The following is an 18,102-nucleotide window of genomic DNA, read 5'->3' on the forward strand; positions in this document are numbered from 1 at the left end:
AGTCTTTTGGGTGCATCCCTTTGATCACTCCACCTCCGGCACCGGACGATCGAGGGAACCTTTGTTCCAGCGGCCGTCGAGGGTGAAGGAGAGGTGCGGGGTGTAGAGTTGCGGTTCGAGCAGGAAGGAGTCGTGGCCTTTGTCCGAATGCACGGTGATGTGCATGTTTGAGACCTCGGCTTGTTCGAGATGACTGACTAGTTCCGCCTGCTCCTCGGGGTAGAAGCAGAAGTCGCTGTCGATGCTGAAGACGAGGTAGTGCTGCCCGGCGGCGGCGCTGCGGGCGAACAGCTCGGCATACGATGCCACGCCGGCGTCGCGCAGCGGGTCGAAGCGCAGCCACATGTCGGCGATGCGCAGGTAGGTGTTCGCATCGAAGCGTTTCACAAATTTTTTGCCCTGATGCAGCATGTAGCTCTCGACGTTGTGCTGCACGCGATACCACGAGAGCGTGTCGCCGCCATGCTTCAAATCCTGCCGCGCACGGCGCTCAATGGTGTCGAGGTGGACGAAGGTCTTGTGGCTGATCATGCGGGCGAGGGCGAGGCCGTACTCGGGTGGTTCGCCGTCATAATAATCGCCGCCTTTGAAGTGCGGATCGTTCTCGATGGCGAGCACCTGCTCGAACAACGTGAGGCGGGTGAGCACCGTGGTGCGGCAGCCGCTGGCGATGGGAATGACGAGTTTCACCCGCTGCGGGTGCAGGGTGGCGAGATTGATGGCGAGCAGGCCGCCGATGGAGGAACCGATGACGGCGTGCAGCTTCTGAATGCCGAGATGATCGAGCAGGGCGAGGTGCGAGTTCACGACATCGCTGGTGCGCACCGCCGGGAAACTGCTGCCGTAGGGCTGGCCGGTGGCGGGATTGAGCGAAGCCGGGCCGCTGGTGCCGTAGCAGCCGCCGAGGTAGTTCGCGCAGATGATGAAGTAGCGGTTGGTGTCGAGCGCCTTGTCGGGGCCGATGAACAGATCCCACCAGCCGGTGTGGCAGTCCTCCGTCCAGCGGGCGTCGGTGCCCGCGACTTCGCGCGTGATGCCGGCGGCATGCTGGCTGCCGGAGAGGGCGTGGAACAGCAGGATGGCGTTGCTGCGTGTCGCGTTGAGTTTGCCGTAGGTCTCATAGGCCACCGTGATGCCGGGCAGCGTGTCGCCGGACGCGAACACGAACGGTTCCTGCGCGCTTCCGGTGTGGAAAAACTTGGTTTCTTCTATTTTGGCGGCCTTCGACATGTGGCGCGGAAGAAACAGGGTTTTGGAGATGCGGCAAGCTGGATCACTGGATGCTCGATTCTGGATACTCGATGAATGGAGTGGTGGATTATTGGATGAGTGCGGCTTTGGTACCGTCAATGAATCGCCATCCAGCAACCAGTATCTAGTTCCCAGTCATCCAGCCCATGCTCGATCCCTTTGTCACCCTCGAAGAAGCCGGCTTTTCGCTGCGGCGGAGCGGTGGGGTGAACCGGCTGGACGGCTGGTCGCCGGAGTTGATCGCGGGTCTGGACTGGGCGCGCATGTCGGAGCTGGCGCGGGCGATTGCCGCCGAAGCAGGCTGCGAACTGGCAGGTTCGCGTGTGATGCCGGACGGCGCGGTGTTGTTTGGCATGCTGGAAGCGCCGAAGTCCGCGAAACCGCGTCGCGCGATGGTCAAGATCGCCCCATGGAACGAATGGGGCGCCACGCCGGAGACGGTGCAACGTTTTGCGCAGGAAGTGCGCACTGCACGCGACACACGTGGCATTTTGATCGCGCCGTCGGGCTTCAGTCCGGCGGCGTTGCGCACGGCTCAGGAACTGCGCATCGAGGCAGTGGATGCAGCCGGCCTAGAGGCCGCTGTGCGGGCGCTGCCGGGAGATAAGAGCGATTTCCTGTTCGTCATCACCACCGCAGGCGATTTTTCCACGCCATCGTGTCCGGTTTGTTTGAAAAAACTCCGCCGCATCGAGCAGGAGACGCTGGAGCTGCCCTCGCGCACCATCGACACGGACGGGCTGATCGCCGATTTCGTCGTATGCGACAGCCTGGAAGTGGCCGCAGGATGCGAGGTGACGTTTTTGCAGGAGGTGCGGGCGCGTTCGATCACGGTCTCCGGTCATGCGTCGGGTGATTTCGTGTGTGAGGGACCGGTGACGCTGGAGCCGGGCGGCACGCTGTCAGGCACGGTGGCGGCACGTTCGCTCGTCGTGCGTGATGGTGGTGAGCTGCTGGGTCAATTCCGCATTCTGGAAGGCGAACTCGGCTCCTTCGTGAAGCCGTCGGTGCGCTGGCACTGGCGCTGTGCGGGCACGGAAGGACAGGCGGGGTGCGCCGGTGTGATCTTTGAATCACATCAGTGAATGTGAGATCGTTCTTGGCACGCAGGCCCTGAATGTGGAATGTAGCGCGCATGTCTCCCAACTCCTCCGGCCCCGGCGCATTGCTTCGACTGGTGTTTTACGCCGCCGCCTTCGTCATGGCGCTGCTGCATGTGTTTGTCACGTTTCGTGGCCTGAGCAGTGCTGAAGGCATGAACCAGGCGCAGGTCGCACGGCAGCTCGCCCGCACGGGTTCGTATCAGACGCGCGTAGTGCAGCCCTATGCCTGGGCGCAGTTGGAAGCGGCGGAGAAACAGCCGACGCCACTCGCCATGCCGGAAACGGTGCAGCCGCCATTGCAGCCGCTGCTGTGGTCCGTGGCATTTCGCTTTTTGAAGACGTGGCAGGTTTATGATCCGGTCCAGGGTGGGGCGATTTTCATGCTTGATCGAGTGATCGCCTGCTTCGGGGTCGCCTGGTATCTGCTGACGATTTTTTTCACGCATGGTGCCGCACGGCGGCTGTTTGATGAGCAAGTTGCCGCCATCGCCGCCATCGCGCTGCTCGTGTGCGAGCCAGCGTGGGAGCTGATGGTCAGCGGCTCACCGCGTGCGATGCTGCTGCCATTGTTTGCACTGGCGTTCCGTTTGTATGCCGCCGCAGCGGGCCGTGCGGCAGAGAATCGCGGTTCACTCATGGTGCAGGCGCTGTTGGGCATCGTCTGTGCGTTCATGGTGCTTACGCACTGGATGGCGCTGTGGCTCGTGCTGGGCATCCTCATCGGCGTGGCGGCGTTTCTGCCGCGTGGCCGTGCGGGCGTGATCTTGGTGGCGCTGTTCCCCGCGCTCGCGCTGGTCGCCTGGGGCTGGTGGCATGCGCAGCTCTGCGGCGATCCGCTCGGTGGCATCAAGGCGCTGCTACAGGCCCAATCGTCCGCAGTCGCGCATGACTCGCTGCTGCGCGACTTTTCGCCCAGCGTGCCACTGCTGCAGGTGGATGATCTGCTGCGTCGCGTCGGTCTCGGCTGGCAGGAGCAGCTCGGGCATCTCTACGCGCACCTCGGCTATGTCGTGCCGGCGCTGCTGTTTTTCATCGCGCTCATGCATCGCTTTCGCAAGGCGGACGCCGCCTCCGCACGCTGGCTGCTGGCGGTCGTCTTTGCCTGCACAGCCCTCGGCATGGGCCTGCTCGGCCTCGTGGGGCAGGAGAAGGACGACAACGCGCTCTACCTCGTGCTCATGCCCGCCATGACCACCTTCGGCTCCGCGATACTCGTGGTGCTGTGGTCACGGTTTCAGATCAGCGGCGAATTCATGGCGCGCTGGGGCGCACCCATCGCCGCGCTGTTCATCACCGCATTGCCACTGGCGGTGAATCTGCCCGTGCTGATGAAGTTCGGTCTCACCATGGGCGGCAAAATTCCACCGCACTGGCCGCCCTTCCTGCCGGAGCGTGTCTTCCTCGTGCGTCTGCTCACCGAGAAGAATGAATTTATCATCTCCGACTCACCTGCCTTCGTCGCCTGGTATGCCGACGTGCCTTGTGTGAACCTGCCTGTGCAGCGTGCCGACCTCGAACTCATGAAAACAAAAGCCGAGGAACGCGGCGCGAAGCTCGCCGGCTTCATCATGACCCCGGTCTCCGCCAAAGTGGAACGCATCACCGATCTTTATACCGGACCTTACTCTGAATGGCGTGACCTCATCATGCGCGGCCCCATGCTCGCCTTCGACAAGGATTTTGTCCCGAGTCCCGAGTTTCCCTTCAAAATCCCCATCCCGCTCGTCGGCACGCCGATTGGCGACAAAGAAAATTTGAGCCTGTCGATGGTCTTCTACACCGACAAGGCGCGCACGATTCGGAAATAGCGTGTCAGACCTGAATGGCACTCGAAGGAGCGCCCTCATAGTTGGCCGGATGTGTTTGGCGCATGACGCGCCGCAACTTCTGCGGTGACCGCCGCCAAACTATTCGGCTCCGGGTGTGTTCGAAAGCTCCCCAACCAACCGGATTGTTCGGCGCAGGACATCTTCGACCAACTCTGCGCACGGTGCCGAACACATCCAACCTACGCCAATGCGGCCAGCCGCTCGGGGCACGTCCTTATCCGAGTGCCATTCGTGTCAGACCTTCAGAGAATACCCTGAAAAACCGCAACGTGTCCGCCAGATGCGCGTGCCAGTAGTCCCACGTGTGGCCGCCTGAGAACTCCTCATACACATGCGGAATGCCCACCGCCTCCAGATCGCGATGCAGCGTGCGGTTGTGCTCGATCAAGGCATCGTCGCTGCCGCAATCGAAACGCAGATGCGGCAGGCGCTGGCTCAGTTTCTCACAATCAATCACGGCCAGTGGGTCATGGTCGGTGAGATCGAACTCAGTCATCGTTTCTTCCTCGAAACCCTGCCTCATTGATGACCCGGTCCAGCACGCGATGCGCCCCGCCCTTGAACAACCACGCCCAGTGACTGCCATACTCACCGTGCAGCAAGATCACCAGCGGCAGTTACTCCGCCTTCACCTCTGGCAGCACATAAAAGCTGATGTCGGCCCGTCCGTGCAACACCGCAGACTTCACCGTGACGTGATGAATGCCGTCGCCGAGCAAGGTGGCGTCGGAGATCTCGATGGTGCGGAAACTCATGCCAGAATGTCCTTGATCACCTTCGCGCCTTCGACGCCGCTGAGGCGGGCATCGAGGCCCTGGAACTTGAAGCTGAAGGCATCGTGCTTGATGCCGAGCTGATGGAGCATGGTGGCTTGGAGGTCGTGGACGGTGGTGATTTTTTCCACAGCGGCATAGCCGAGGTCGTCGGTCGCGCCATGCACGATGCCGCCCTGAATCCCAGCACCAGCCATCCAAACCGACATGGCCTTGTTGTGATGATCACGCCCGCTGCCGCCCTGCGACATCGGCGTGCGGCCGAATTCACCGGCCCAGACGATGAGCGTTTCATCGAGCATGCCGCGCTGTTTGAGATCGGTGATCAACGCCATGCAGGCGCGGTCGATTTCCTTCGCCTTTTGCTCCACGCCAAGCTTCACACCACCGTGGTGGTCCCAGTCCTTGTGATAAAGCTGGATGAAACGCGTGCCGCGCTCCGCGAGTCGGCGTGCGAGCAGGCAATTCGACGCGAAGGAGCCATCACCAGGTTGGCAGCCGTAGAGTTCGAGCGTTTTGGCTCCTTCAGCGCTCACATCCATCAAATCGGGCACACTCGCCTGCATCTGGAAGGCCATTTCATACTGCGCGATGCGTGTGGCGATCTCGGGATCATCGACGAGCGCATCGTGCTGCTTGTTGATCGCATTGATCGCCGCCACATCGGCTCCTTGGCGGTCACGCGTGACGCCGTTCGGGTTCGTGAGATACAACACGGGATCACCCTTCGCCCTCAGTTGCACGCCTTGATACTTCGACGGCAAAAAGCCGCTGCTCCACTGCCGAGCCGCGATGGGCTGGTTCTGCCCGCCTTGGCCCAGTGATGTCAGTACGACGAAGCCCGGCAAATCCGCCGCTTCCGTTCCAAGTCCATACGTGATCCATGAACCCATGCTCGGCCGACCGGCGATTTGCGAGCCGGTGTTCATGAACATGTGCGCGGGGTCGTGATTGATCGCGTCCGTGGTCATGCTGCGAATGAGGCAGATGTCATCAATGACGCTGCCGATCTGCGGAAACATCTCACAAATCTCGATCTGGTTCTTCCCGAACTTCGCGAACTTGTGCTGCGGCCCGAAGCAGTTCAGCGGCTTGCCTTGAAGCTGCGCGAGCTGCTGTCCCTTCGTGAACGACTCCGGCATCGGCTTGCCATCCATCTCCGCCAGCTTCGGCTTCGGATCAAACGTCTCCAAATGCGATGGTCCGCCCGCCATTGTCAGCCAGATCACGCGCTTCGCCTTCTGCGGCAGCGGCAAGGTTTTTAAAACACCCGGCGTGGGCGCTGCGGAGGCCGGTTTGAGCAACGAAGCCAATGCAACGGCCCCGAGGCCTTGGGAAGTTTTGCCAAGAAAGGCGCGTCGATGAAGTGGGGAGGTCATGTCGCAGAATCAAACGTGGTTCGCTTCATTTTCCATACATCATCGCTCAACCCTCCCTGACAAAGTGTGGCGTCTTAGAACGTTTCGTTGCCATCTCTCATGCGATTTGCCGTTTTCACGCTGCTTTGGCTTTTCTCCTCCTTCGTCACCCTCCGGGCGGACGAGGCCAGTGCGCGGCTCGATGGCATTTTGGAGGCGCATTGGCAGAAAAGGGGCCTCAAACCGAACGCGCCGGCCGCGGACGAGGTTTTTCTGCGACGCGTGTACTTGGATGTGATCGGACGAATCCCGACGCTGGAGGAGGCGCGGGCGTTTTTGGCGGATTCGAGTGCGGACAAGCGAGCGCGGCTCATTGACCGACTGCTGGCCAGCGATGGCTATGCGCTGCATTGGTTCAATTACTGGGCGGACGTGCTTCGTGCGCAGTCCCAGCTCACGCGGCGCGGGCATCATGCCGTGTTTTGCGATCTCACCCGCGATTCACTGCGGACGAACAAACCCTATGATCAATGGGTGCGTGAGATGCTCGCGGCGCGTGGCGACATCTTTGATGCACCGGGCACGTCGTTCTACCTGCGGGACACCGGCATGCCGCTGGACAATTTGGCCAACCTCACGCGCATCTTCCTCGGCACACGCATCGAGTGCGCACAGTGCCACAATCATCCCTTCGACAAATGGTCGCAGATGGACTTCTACCACATGGCGGCGTTCACCTTTGGCAATGAGTTCAGTCACTGGAAGAAAATCCCTCTGTTCCGCGAGGCGCTCAACAAAGTCGGTCCCTACAAAGGTCCCGAGCGGCCCAAAATGGGCGTCGCCATCGAGAACTCGCTCAGCCCACAAACCTACACTGGCATGGTGTGGATGGACCATCCGCTGAAACTGCCGCACGACTATCAATACAGCGACGCCAAGCCGCACGACGAGGTGAAGGCCGCTGTCATGTTCGGCAAAGCGCCGCCGCAGGTCACGGGCGAGGCGCATCTCGACACCTTTGCCACCTGGGTCACCTCGCCGGAGAATCCACGCTTCACCATCGTCGTCGTGAACCGCCTGTGGAAGCGCTTGTTTGGCCTCGCCAACATTGAACCGCTCGATGAGCTCATGGACAGCACTGTGCCCGTCATTCCGGCGCTGCAAAAGGAGCTGGAGCAGCATATGAAGGTGCTGCGTTACGACTTGAAGGCCTTTTTGCGCACGCTGCTGAACACACGAGCTTACCAGGCCGAGTGTGTGCGTGCTGAGATCGCGGCGGGTGAGACCAGTCACTTCATCGGCCCCATTTTGCGCCGCATGAGCGCGGAGCAGGCCTGGGACAGCCTCGTCACGCTGATCAATGTCACGCCCGATGTGCCGAATCGCATCACTCGCGACTACCTGCGCCGCAACCGCGCCATCGGCCGCGACTCCATCGTCGCCCAGCGGCTCATGACCTCCGGCGAGATCTTTGAAGGCGTCAAAACCGCCGCTGCGACCTACGTGCAAAACGCGCAGACCACCCAGCGCCTGCAAAAGGAACTCGAAGCCGCCAAAGCCGCTGGCGACAAAGAACTCATCAGGCAGATCAGCAAGCAGATGACCACCGTCGAGAACAACCAACGTGATGCCGTGCGCACCCATGTCCACATTCCCGCCGCGAAGAAGCTCGCCGCCAAAGAGCAGCGCGTCATCGCTAACTTCGATGGCCCGGATGCTGGCCTGCAAGGCAGTGACTTGTTCGAGAAGGTGTATCGGGAGTTCCGCGATCTGCGGAAGTGGGACGACCTCTTCCCCGCCGATGCACAGCGCTGGAACATTCCGGAGAAAGACCGCGAGAAGTTCAGCCAGGCCCGCTTCATGCAATGCGCCAGCTACCTGCGTGCCTCCGAGATCGAGCAACCTGCCAGCGGTGGCCATTTCCTGCGCGAGTTCGGCCAAAGCGACCGCGAAGTCATCGAAAACGCCTCCACCGACGCTTCCATCACCCAAGCCCTGCAATTGATGAACAGCAGCCTCATCCCCGTCGCCCTCAGCGAATGGAGCGCACTGAGACTTTCGCTGAAAAATGCCCCGGAGCCGATTGAGGCCATCTATCTCGCTCTACTGACCCGCAAGCCCACGAAAACCGAGAAGGCGAAGCTTGCGGGTTTGAGCACGGAGGACGTCGTTTATGCGCTGCTGAACGGGCAGCAGTTTTTGTTCGTGCAGTGAGGTGAGCGTCACTTCTTCAGCAAGGCCGCCACATTGTCGAGAGACACGCTGAATACTTCGATCTGTGTCTTCAAGCGGGAGAGCGCGATCAGCAACCGGCCATCCTGCTCGATGACGTGCGGATATTGCAGCGTCGAAATGCCCGCGCGGAATTTGTGCTGGATTCGCGAGACCGATTCGGGGACCGGCGGCGGTGTGGGGACCTCGAGCAGGGCGAGACGTGTGAATGTTTTTCCGTCCTCGCTTACGGCGAGATGCAGTTCGCGCCGGCTGACCTTCGGGTTCGCGTTCAGCACCAGCACCCGGAAGCCGCGGCTCGTTTGAAGGGAGAAGATTTTGCTGGTTGCGTTGGGGAAATTTGTCAACGCGGGCACCGCCCAGGTGCGGCCCTGATCGGTCGAAGTGGAGTGGAAGAGGCGCGACGAGCCGCCGTTGTCGCGGAAGAGCGCCTGCAGCGTGTGGTCCGGCTGCATCCAGATGATAGGTTCGTCGGGGCGGAAGCCTTTCAGTTCGCCGATCTGCACGACCGGGAAGGTTTGCCAGTCATCGAGCGCCCTGCGACCGCCGATCATCATGGTGACGTTGAACCGCGAGTCGCGCCGGGTGACGATCCAATCGCCGGAAGGAAGCGGCTGCGGGGCAAAGTTGTTGATCGCATCGTCGTAGAGCTTGCCGCGGAACTTCCACTGCCCGCTCTTCTCGTTCCACACGAAGGCCTGCAACTGCAATTCCTTGTCCGCGCCGAAGGCGCCCTTGCCTTTGTAATGCGCGCCGAGCGCGAGCAGTTCGCCGTCGCGCACCCACAGTCCGCGCGCAATGAATGCGTAGGGCGCAGCGGGCGTGCCGGTCACGGATTTCGCCGCGCTCCAGGTCACGCCGTCCTTGCTCGTGGCGTATTTGATTTCCTGAGTCGGCTCATCCTCGACCTTGGGGCCATCGCTCCAGATGCACCAAAACTTGCCGTCGTGATGAACGAGGTAGTTGTGAAGATTCAGGCGCAAATCGAGCAAATCGATCTTGTCCGGCGTTCGCGCATAAGGCCCGGGCGCCGCGTGATTCACGACAGCAGCGGTCCCATTCAAACGCGGCAGATTCGCGTAGTCGATGGCAGCCGGATGCGTGCCGGAGCCGGGTAGATCGAGAATGGTGACTGGTGATTCTGCGAATGAGGCATGCCGGACAGCGAATGACGAAAGGGCGATCGCCAGAATGAGGAACAATTTCACGGGAGGAATACGACTGCCACGGAATTACTTTCTTTGGGTCGGCATTTTGGAGTGAAGTGTCCGAGTTCGAAAGCGGAAGGCGAAGTGTGAACGCCGTCACTTCCCGAGTTCGCTGAGGTAGCGGATGAGGTGGGCGAGGTCCTGCTCGGTGAGGCCGGCAGTGAGACCGTCGGGCATCAGGCTGCCGCCGGTTTGAATTTTTACTGTGTCAGCTTTTCGAACAGTCTTGATAGCGCCAGTGGTCATGTCTCGGATGGCGATGGCGTCGGCGGCGTCGACCTGCTTGAAGCCGGTGATGACGCTGCCGTCTTGCTTTGTGGCGGTGACGGCTTCGTAGCCCTCCTTCACGTTAAGCGCGGGCCACACGACTTCAGTGACGATCATGTCGATAGGCAGTCCGCGTGCGATGGCGCTCAGGTCCGGTCCGATCTTGCTCTGCGCGGCTCCAGGAATGTGACAGGCGATGCAGCCGGTCCGCTCGTAAATCGTTTTGCCTTCGGTGGCGGTGCCGGTGGTCTGCGCGACTTTCACGATGTGGGCGACGTAGTCCTTGGTGTAGACAGGCAGGGCGGTATTGATACCGGCGAGTTTCATGAGCAAGGGCGAGAGCTTCGCGTGGCTGTGTCCGATGCTATTGAGGGCTTGCAGAACGACTTTCGCGGTGGCGGCGGAGAGGGCGTCAGGCCTTTGTAAGACGCGGGTGAGCGCACCGTGGCCTGCGGTGCGCGCGACGATCGGGCTGAGCAACGATGCGGCAGCCTGCGGAGTCTTGACGGAACCAATTCGTTGCAGCACGTGGGTCACCACGGCATCCGGCTCGATGTTGAGGAGCGCATCGAGTGCCTCGGCTCGTTGCGATGCGTTGTCGTCGAAGGCGATGTTGCGGATGCGATCGGTGAACGCGGTGAGCTTCCACATTCCGGCGAGCCTCAACGCCTGAGCGCGCAAGGCGACATCAGGGCTGCCAAGCAGCGGTTCGACCCATTTCTCCGCGTCCGTTGGCTTGTGGGAATTCAATGCGGCGAGGACGGCAGCATTTTTTCCACCGTGCTCGAAGATGAGCGGGAGATCATCCGTGCTCGCGACGGCGGCGAGCGCCTTGAGCCAGGTCGCTTGTTTGGTGCCGTCGCTGCGATGCTTCTCGATCTGCGCGCGGATGATGGCGGTGACGTTTGCGGATGCGACGTTCGGCTTGTAGGCCACGGGCGCACCGGAGAGGGCTTTCAAATCATCCGGGTTATTTTCCACCCAGCCGTTTTGAAGGGCGAAGATGAGGTGCTCGTCCCTGTCGAAGGCAAATTTCCCAACTGCGAGCAACGGCGACCAGAGCGGATTCAGAGCATGAAGAGTTTTGGTGAGCGCGTGCAGGTGGTAGGCGTTGAATTCCTTGTCGAGCGCCCGAGCGGCCACGGTGGCGGAGTGAGGATCGCTCACATAGCTCGCGGCGACAATGGCCTCGAGCCGCACGAGCGCGTCTTCATCGGCGATCTGTGTCTCCAGCAGATTCAGAGCGCCGGGAAGTCGTCCATCGCGGGCCCAGGTGCTCAGCGTTCGCGTGGCGCAGGCGCGGATGCGGGCGTCCTTTGCGCGCAGCAGTTCTTTGAGCAATTGCGGCTGAGGCGACTCATGCGCTTCGTAAAGCGAGAGCGCCTGGAGTTTGCGGTAGTCGTTCTGATTCGGCGCCCATGTCTTGAGTGCGGCGAGCACTTCCTGGCTGTCTCGCCCGATGAGCAGACGCTTCGCCTGATACCACGCCCAGCGCTCTTTCGAATCCACCTGTTCTAGCAGCTCAACGACGCTCGCATGGGACAGTTTTACTGGCGTTACCTTCTCGCCGCGTTTCCACGTCACGCGCCAAACACGCCCGTGTTGCTTGTCGCGATCCGGATGCCGGTAGCTCGCCTGGTAGTGACCGATGATCGGGTTATACCAATCGGCCACGTAGATGCCGCCATCCGGTCCCATGCGGACTTCGACCGGACGGAAGACGTTGCTCTTCGTCTCGATGATGTTTGGCAGCAGGTTCGTGGAGAACATGCCGTTCTCGAGCTTCAGCTCATGCCACTCCAGCAGGTTCGCGTAGTAGCCACCGATGATCACACGGCCCTGCATTTCGCCCGGAAAATGGCTGCTGTGCAGAAACTCCATGCCGACCTGCTTGATCGGCGCGAGGCAGAGATTCATCGCCTGCGCGTTCACCGCGAGGCTGGAGCGCACGAGGCCCGGCGTGCTGAAAAATGCGCCGATGTTTGCGCCGCTCTTGTGAAATGGCTGGCCGTGTTCCGTGGTGACGACGCCCCAGCAATTCGCACTCGCGGAGGAGAACTGGAAAAACGGATCGAGATGCCCCGTGCGCGGGCGCAGACGCCACACGCCGGCGCGGTTCAGCGTCTCCACGCCGAACGGAGTCTCCACGCGCGAGTAAATGTGATGCCCCTGCGTGAACCACAGCTCGCCGCCGAAGCCCCAGTTGATGCAGTTGATCATCTGGTGCGAATCCGCCGTGCCGAATCCGCCGAGCATGATGCGCTTCGTGTCCGCGCGGCCGTCGCCATCGGTGTCCTTAAAATGCAGCAGCTCCGTGCCTTGCGCGACGTAGAGTCCGCCGTCGCCGAATTCGAGTCCGCTGGGCATGAACAGTCCCTCGACAAACTTGCTGAACTTGTCCGCGCGACCATCGCCGTCCGTGTCCTCGCACACGAGCACGTAGTCGTTCGCCTTTTCGCCCGGCTTGATCTGCGGGTAGCTTACCGCGCACGCGACCCACAAGCGGCCGCGCTCGTCCCAGCGCATCTGGATCGGCTTTACGACTCCATCCGCCTCGCTGGCGAAAAGATTCACCTGAAAGCCATCGAGGATCTTGAAGCTCGCGAGTTCCTCTTCGGGCGACAGCGGTTTCGCGGTTGGCGGGTCGACGGGAATCGACGAACGGATGCCGATAGGCTTCACCGGTTTCCCCACGAGCGCGAGTGCGATGTTTTCCTCGGCCTGGCTGAGCAGCGGCAGGAAGTCCTGCATCTCCTGCGGAAAGATGCGCTTCGAGGGATCCTTCCAGTCCTGCGAGTAAGGCTGCGTGGTGCGGTCGCCGCTGAGGAAGGCCCAGTTCATCGGCCGCCAGTAGTCGAACCACAGGCGCTCAAACTCGACGACTTCCTTGCGGACGGAGTCGTTCACGACCGTCGAGAAGCCGAGCCCCAGCGCGATGCGATCGGCGACAAAGCGATGACCCGCTTCGGAAAGTTGATAGCCATTTTCCGTGAGCGGGCCCCGGTCTGCTCCCAAGAGATCGATCTCGATGAATGGAACTCCCAGCTTAGCCGCCAGCTCGCGAATCGCATTCGTGTAACCAGCGAGGCTCTCGTTGTGCATCGCCATCTTCCCCTCGAAAGCCACCGGCGCGACCAGCACCACGCGGCGCGCTTCGTCGGCAAACTCCGCGATCAGCTTCTCATACGCCGCCATGAACTGCGGCAGCTTCTCCACGCCATTGAGCGATTCCATCTGCCCAAACTGCGCGATCACCACAGTCGCGCCGACTTCTTTGAGTTGCTGCCGCCAGTCGCGCTGCTGCCGCCAGCTCGTCGAGCCCGTCTCCGCCTGGATGCGGCGCTCGGCCTCCTGGCGTTTCGCGTCGAGTTGCTCGACATTGCCGCCATCGCGCCACTGCTCGAAGACCGTGTCACCCTCCCAGCCGAAGTTGCGAACCTTGATCCTCAGTTCCGGCTTCGACGCGACAAGGTGCGTCTGCAGGAATCCATTAAAGCGTGTGCGCTCGATATTTGATCCGCCGGTGAGTGCGATGACATCATTGGCCTTGAGTCGAAATGCTCCGTGGGGCGCGGGCTTCACGTCCAACTCTTCGATGGTGATGTTCCGATACCGAATCTCAGTCGCCTCGCTGTGGATCTGAATCGCGATCTTGCCGGTGCGCGGGATGCCCGCGTCTGTCTCCGTGTAATCCACCGCGAGCACATCATTGATCCAAAGCTGGATGCGTGGCCCCTCGGTGCGGATACGGTAGCGATTCCACTCGCCGAGCCCGAGCTTCTTCGCGTTCTCCGCCTTCGAATCGAGCGCCTGCTTGATCAGAGCGCCCGGACGTCCCGCCTCACTCGAGAGATCCACATCCGCCACGCCGAACACAGCGAGAAAGCGGTTCCGCCGCGACTCATCGTAAAGACATCCATCGATGCCCGGCGCGAAGTCCGCCTGATAGCCGCTGACTTCGTGGTGATTCGGCACGCGCTCACTGCGGAACTGGATGCCGCCGTTGTTCTCACCGCGGCGGTATTCGAGACGCAGTTCAAAATCCGCGTAGTCGCGAGTGGTGCAGAGAAACTCGTTGCGCGGCTGCTTTACGTCCGGTTTGCCGGCGATGATCTGGCCATTCTCGATTCGCCACGTTTTCGCCGTGTCGCCCTCCCAGCCGGTGAAAGTCTTGCCGTCAAAAAGCGGGACGGGTGCAGCGGACGATCGAATGATCGTGAGCAGAAGCGCGAAGAGCATGGCGAATGGTTTCATGGTTGATGTTAATTTCACCTATTTCATCCGAAACACGTCGCTTTGCACGACGCCGTGCACCAGCGACCGCAGCCCGTATTTATCTTTGGCGGTGGATTTGACGATGGTTTGGATGGCGGGGGTGTCCACGGCGGTAGCGGGTTGGCCGGTGGCGTAGGTGATGAGGTGGCGGACGACGCCGTGGGCGAGCCGAGCGGGATTTTCGGCAAGCTTTTCACGGAGGGCGGTGATGCCTTTGAAATCCTTGCCATCGGGCGTGGTGCCAGCGCTGTCCACGAGGAGGCCGTTTTTCCAGGTGGGGGTTTTGCGCTGATGGGCGTGCAGCTTGATAACCTCGGGGTCGGGAACGCGATAAGCGGTGCGGTAGGCTCCGGTGACATCAAAGCTCTCCAGCGCGAACCCATACCCGTCGAACTTGGCATGGCAGGCCTGACAGGAGCCTTTGCTGCTGTGGAGGGCGATTTGTTCGCGCAGGGTTGTGGCACCACTGATGTCGGGAGTGACGCTACCGGCGGCGGGCGGGGGCGGTGGGATCTTGATGCCGAGGAGGCGCTCGGCGACCCAGACGCCGCGTTTGATGGGCGAGGTGAGTGTGCCGTTGGCGGTGACCTTCATGGTGGCGGATTGGGTCCACACGCCGCCGTAGGGCGTGTCGGCAGGCAGATCGACGCGGCGGAGATCGAAGCCTTCGCACGCGGGCAGTCCGTAGTGCCTGGCGAGACGCTCATTGAGGAGCGCCCACTTCGGCGCGACGAAATCCACGACGCTGAGGTTCTCGGCGAGCATGTGGCGGAAGGTGGCCTGTGTCTCCATCGTGCTGGAGAGCTTCAAGTAGTCGTCGTATTCGGGATACACGTAAGCGTCGGGTGAGGTGCTGTCCATGGCCCAGAGGCCGAGCCATTGATCGGTGAAGTCCTTGATGAAACGCTCGGCTTTTGGCGACTTGAGGAGGCGCTCGGTTTGCTCACGCAGGGTCTGGGAGTCGCTGAGCTTGCCCTGGCGGGCGAGGGTGAGCAGTTCCTCGTCGGGAGTGGAGTTGTTGAGGAAATACCCGAGGCGGGTGGCGAGGGCGAAGTCGCTGAGACGGCCCGGCTGTTCGATGATGGAGAGGCTGTCCGGCGCGGTCATGAGCTTGACGATGGACTCGGCGAAGAGGGCGCGCGGTTGTTCCCCGTTATCGAGGCGCTCCAGGAAGGACTGCGCGGGACGCGTGGCTTCGGCATCCGTGAGGTCGCGGCGGAAAAAACGTGCCCCGACCCGGCGGATGGTTTTTTCCAGTGACTGGCGAAGCTGCTCGCGATCCACGGCGGCGAGGGCTTTCTTCAGATCCCAGGGCTCAGCCTCGATCAGCTTGCGCATCGGTTCGGAGAAATCTGCCATCAGGAAGCGGTATCCGGGCAAGGGCAGCTCCGGCTCGATGATGTCCACCCATTGCACTGCGAGGCCGGGGCCGGTGCCCAGCTTGCTGGCGAGGTTATTTTTCGGCACGGGCACGCCGAGGCCAAAGGGCACGAGGCGAAAGCTGTCTGTGACGGGCGAGAGGTCGTTGTTCGGAGTGGTGCGGAAGTAAATCTCCGTCTCCAGCACCGTGGGTTTGCCGGGCTGGGCGCTGAGTGTGCCTGCGAGGCTCACCATCTGCGGGTAGGCCCCTGTATGCCCGGCATAGATGCCAAAGGGGAGCGGCTTGTCGGTTTGATAGCCATAGACGGACAGGCGCAGCTTGTGCACGCCGGGCACGCGGATGGGGATATACCTGAAATTGCCCTTTTCGTCCTTGGTGCCGAGCGGCCCAGAGCTCAGGTCGGAATTGAACGAGACCACCGTGCCATCGGGCAATTCCAGAAGATGCCCCGGCGACGCCTGGCTGGGCATGGCAAAGGCTCGCACGGTGCCGTTGGTTTTCGGGTCGGCGGTTTTGGGCGCGGTGAGGAGTGTGTGGATGGTGTCCTCGGCCGTTTTCATGAAGCCTTCCATTCCGGCGGCGGAAAAGGGGAGCGCCTCGCTGATCTTGTCGTAACCATCCACGCGGCCATCTGGCGGCAAATGACGGTTCACCGCGGGGCGGATGCCGAGGATGTCGAGCACCGTGTTGCCCCACTCTTCCCGGGAAAGGCGGCGCAAATGGCTGCGGCCCTCGCGTTGGCGGATGCTGGCGAGTTCGGCGGAAAGCGGACCACGCACCCAATCGAGGACGGCCTGGCGTTGTTTGGGCGTGAGAGGCGCTTCATCATCGGGCGGCATGGTTCCGGCCTCGATTTGATCCGCCATGCGCATCCACAGCTCGGCATCGGTGCTGAGTTGCTCGGGCGTGCGGGCCGCGGCGAAGTTGATGTTTGCCTTCTGCTTCGTCTTGCCGTGGCAGCTCGTGCAGTGCTCTTTGAGCACGGGTTGCACGTTTTTCTTGAAGGAGTCGGCCGGGTCGGCGGCGAGTCCGCTCTGCGTGGTGCTGAGCAGGGACAGGACGAATAAGGAAAGGAGCGATGTTCTCATGGTTCGCAGAGATCAAGCGGATCAAATCAGAGCATCGATGGTTCCCTCGCCCGAGCCGAACTTGCCGGCCTCGACGCCGAAGCGCTGCAGCATGTTGACGAAGAGTTTGGCGAGGGGCGTGTTCTTGCTCACATCACCGGCGATGTGCCGGCCGTGCTTGTAGCCGCCGCCCGCGAGCAGGATGGGCAGGTTGCTGGTGCCGTGGCCGCTGGCATCGCCGAGATTGCTGCCGATGAGCACCTGAGTGCTGTCCAGCAGGCTGCCGCCGCCTTCCTTGGTTTCCTTCAATCCGGTCAGCAGTTCGCGGAAGGCATTCATTTTCACTGTCTCGATGATCTTCAATTTGGCGATCTTTTCCTCGCTGCGGCCGTGATGCGAAAGGTCGTGATGGCCCTGATCGACACCATTGATGGGTGGTTTTGCATCCGAGCCGCGGATGAAGACACTGACCACGCGGGTCGAGTCGGTCTGCACGGCGAGTTTGGCCAGTTGAAACATGATCTTCGCCCGGCCGATGGAGTCGCTGAGATCGGCGAAGGGGCTGGGGTAGCCTTCCGTGGGCTGAGGATCGGTGACCGTGGGCTTGGGGCGATGGATCCAGGCCTCCTCGGCCACCAGTTGCTTTTCCATCTCGCGCACGGCTTCCGCGTAGTCGGCAAGCTGCTGCTGGTCGTGCTTGCTGACGGTGCGTCCCAGGTCGCCGAGGCGCTCTTTCATGTTGTCGAGCAGACTGTGACCGCTGCGCAGGCGTTGAAGTTCCTTTTCCATTTCCGCCTTGGTGCCCGCGAGGAACATTTTCGCGTAAATCTGCGACGGCGTGGTCAGGGCCGGGATGTTTGCCCCGGTCATGGTGTAGGAGAGCGGGCTGCCATTCAGCGTGCTGAAGGTCAGCAGCGGAAAGCGCGTGGCACCGGCGGCATGCTGGGAGGCCAGCACATCCATCGACACCGTGTTGCGAAAGCCCGGCTGGGTGGGGCGCTTGGCGCTGGTGAGGAAACAGGACTCCGACGCATGATCGCCGCCGATGTCCGGATGCGAGATGCCGGAGAAGACGGTGAAGTCATTGCGAAAGTCCTTCAGCACCTGCAGATACTCGCTCATCTCGTAATCCGCCCCTGCCGTGGAGGGAAAGAACGATGGCCCATAAAGGCCAAAATTGGTGCACACAGTGATGATGCGCTTTGGCGGCGTGGGAGAGCCACCTTCGGCAAAAGTCTCCAACCACGGCAGCGCGAGCAGCGTGGAACTGGCGCGAAGAAATTGGCGGCGATTGGTTTTCATGAGTGGGATCGAGAATGGTGTGATACGGCGCGTCATCAAGAACGGATGGACCTTCA

Annotated in this window: 11 protein-coding genes; 3 read left to right on the forward strand and 8 right to left on the reverse strand. The window is 61.5% G+C overall.

Annotated elements, in window-relative coordinates; all coding sequences use genetic code 11:
* Positions 1-24: 24 nt before the first annotated feature.
* Positions 25-1,230, reverse strand: a complete 1,206-nt coding sequence (locus ACKVY0_RS12335) for a homoserine O-acetyltransferase MetX (RefSeq protein WP_409215121.1) — start codon at positions 1,228-1,230, stop codon at positions 25-27.
* A gap of 167 nt (positions 1,231-1,397) precedes the next feature.
* Here ACKVY0_RS12335 and ACKVY0_RS12340 point away from each other — a divergent pair, with 167 nt between their 5' ends.
* Together ACKVY0_RS12340 and ACKVY0_RS12345 are read left to right on the forward strand one after the other, a co-directional pair.
* A complete protein-coding gene (locus ACKVY0_RS12340) occupies positions 1,398-2,336 on the forward strand; it encodes a polymer-forming cytoskeletal protein (protein WP_409215122.1) in 939 nt (312 codons plus the stop codon).
* Between the two features lie 50 nt (positions 2,337-2,386).
* Positions 2,387-4,162 (forward strand): hypothetical protein, encoded by a 1,776-nt coding sequence (locus tag ACKVY0_RS12345; RefSeq protein WP_409215123.1) that lies wholly within the window; start codon positions 2,387-2,389, stop codon positions 4,160-4,162.
* 235 nt (positions 4,163-4,397) lie between these two features.
* Here the strand turns inward: ACKVY0_RS12345 and ACKVY0_RS12350 are convergent, their stop codons facing one another.
* The 3 genes from ACKVY0_RS12350 to ACKVY0_RS12360 form a co-directional block, all read right to left on the reverse strand.
* Positions 4,398-4,679: an alpha/beta hydrolase-fold protein gene (locus ACKVY0_RS12350; protein ID WP_409215124.1), complete on the reverse strand. Its 282-nt coding sequence runs from the start codon at positions 4,677-4,679 to the stop codon at positions 4,398-4,400.
* A 121-nt stretch (positions 4,680-4,800) separates the two neighbouring features.
* Positions 4,801-4,938 (reverse strand): hypothetical protein, encoded by a 138-nt coding sequence (locus tag ACKVY0_RS12355; RefSeq protein ID WP_409215125.1) that lies wholly within the window; start codon positions 4,936-4,938, stop codon positions 4,801-4,803.
* Positions 4,935-6,335 (reverse strand): DUF1501 domain-containing protein, encoded by a 1,401-nt coding sequence (locus tag ACKVY0_RS12360; protein ID WP_409215126.1) that lies wholly within the window; start codon positions 6,333-6,335, stop codon positions 4,935-4,937. Before ACKVY0_RS12360 ends, ACKVY0_RS12355 begins: the two co-directional genes overlap by 4 nt.
* Positions 6,336-6,434: 99 nt before the next feature.
* On the opposite strand from ACKVY0_RS12360, the gene ACKVY0_RS12365 reads away from it, so the two are divergent.
* The gene (locus tag ACKVY0_RS12365) at positions 6,435-8,528 is read left to right on the forward strand and encodes a DUF1549 domain-containing protein (RefSeq protein ID WP_409215127.1); all 2,094 of its coding nucleotides are present in this window, start codon (positions 6,435-6,437) and stop codon (positions 8,526-8,528) included.
* A gap of 8 nt (positions 8,529-8,536) precedes the next feature.
* On the opposite strand, the gene ACKVY0_RS12370 is transcribed toward ACKVY0_RS12365, so the two are convergent.
* The 4 genes from ACKVY0_RS12370 to ACKVY0_RS12385 all read right to left on the reverse strand — a co-directional run bounded on the left by ACKVY0_RS12370 (position 8,537) and on the right by ACKVY0_RS12385 (position 18,046).
* Positions 8,537-9,754, reverse strand: coding sequence for an exo-alpha-sialidase (locus ACKVY0_RS12370; RefSeq protein WP_409215128.1), 1,218 nt, complete (start codon positions 9,752-9,754; stop codon positions 8,537-8,539).
* A gap of 96 nt (positions 9,755-9,850) precedes the next feature.
* Positions 9,851-14,275, reverse strand: a complete 4,425-nt coding sequence (locus ACKVY0_RS12375) for a PVC-type heme-binding CxxCH protein (RefSeq protein ID WP_409215129.1) — start codon at positions 14,273-14,275, stop codon at positions 9,851-9,853.
* Between the two features lie 18 nt (positions 14,276-14,293).
* Entirely contained in the window at positions 14,294-16,765 is a 2,472-nt protein-coding gene (locus ACKVY0_RS12380; protein ID WP_409215130.1) for a DUF1592 domain-containing protein, read from the reverse strand.
* Between the two features lie 21 nt (positions 16,766-16,786).
* A complete protein-coding gene (locus tag ACKVY0_RS12385) occupies positions 16,787-18,046 on the reverse strand; it encodes a DUF1552 domain-containing protein (RefSeq protein WP_409215131.1) in 1,260 nt (419 codons plus the stop codon).
* Positions 18,047-18,102: the final 56 nt, after the last annotated feature.

The sequence above is a fragment of the Prosthecobacter sp. genome (assembly GCF_046154365.1).
Taxonomy (GTDB): Bacteria; Verrucomicrobiota; Verrucomicrobiia; order Verrucomicrobiales; family Verrucomicrobiaceae; genus Prosthecobacter.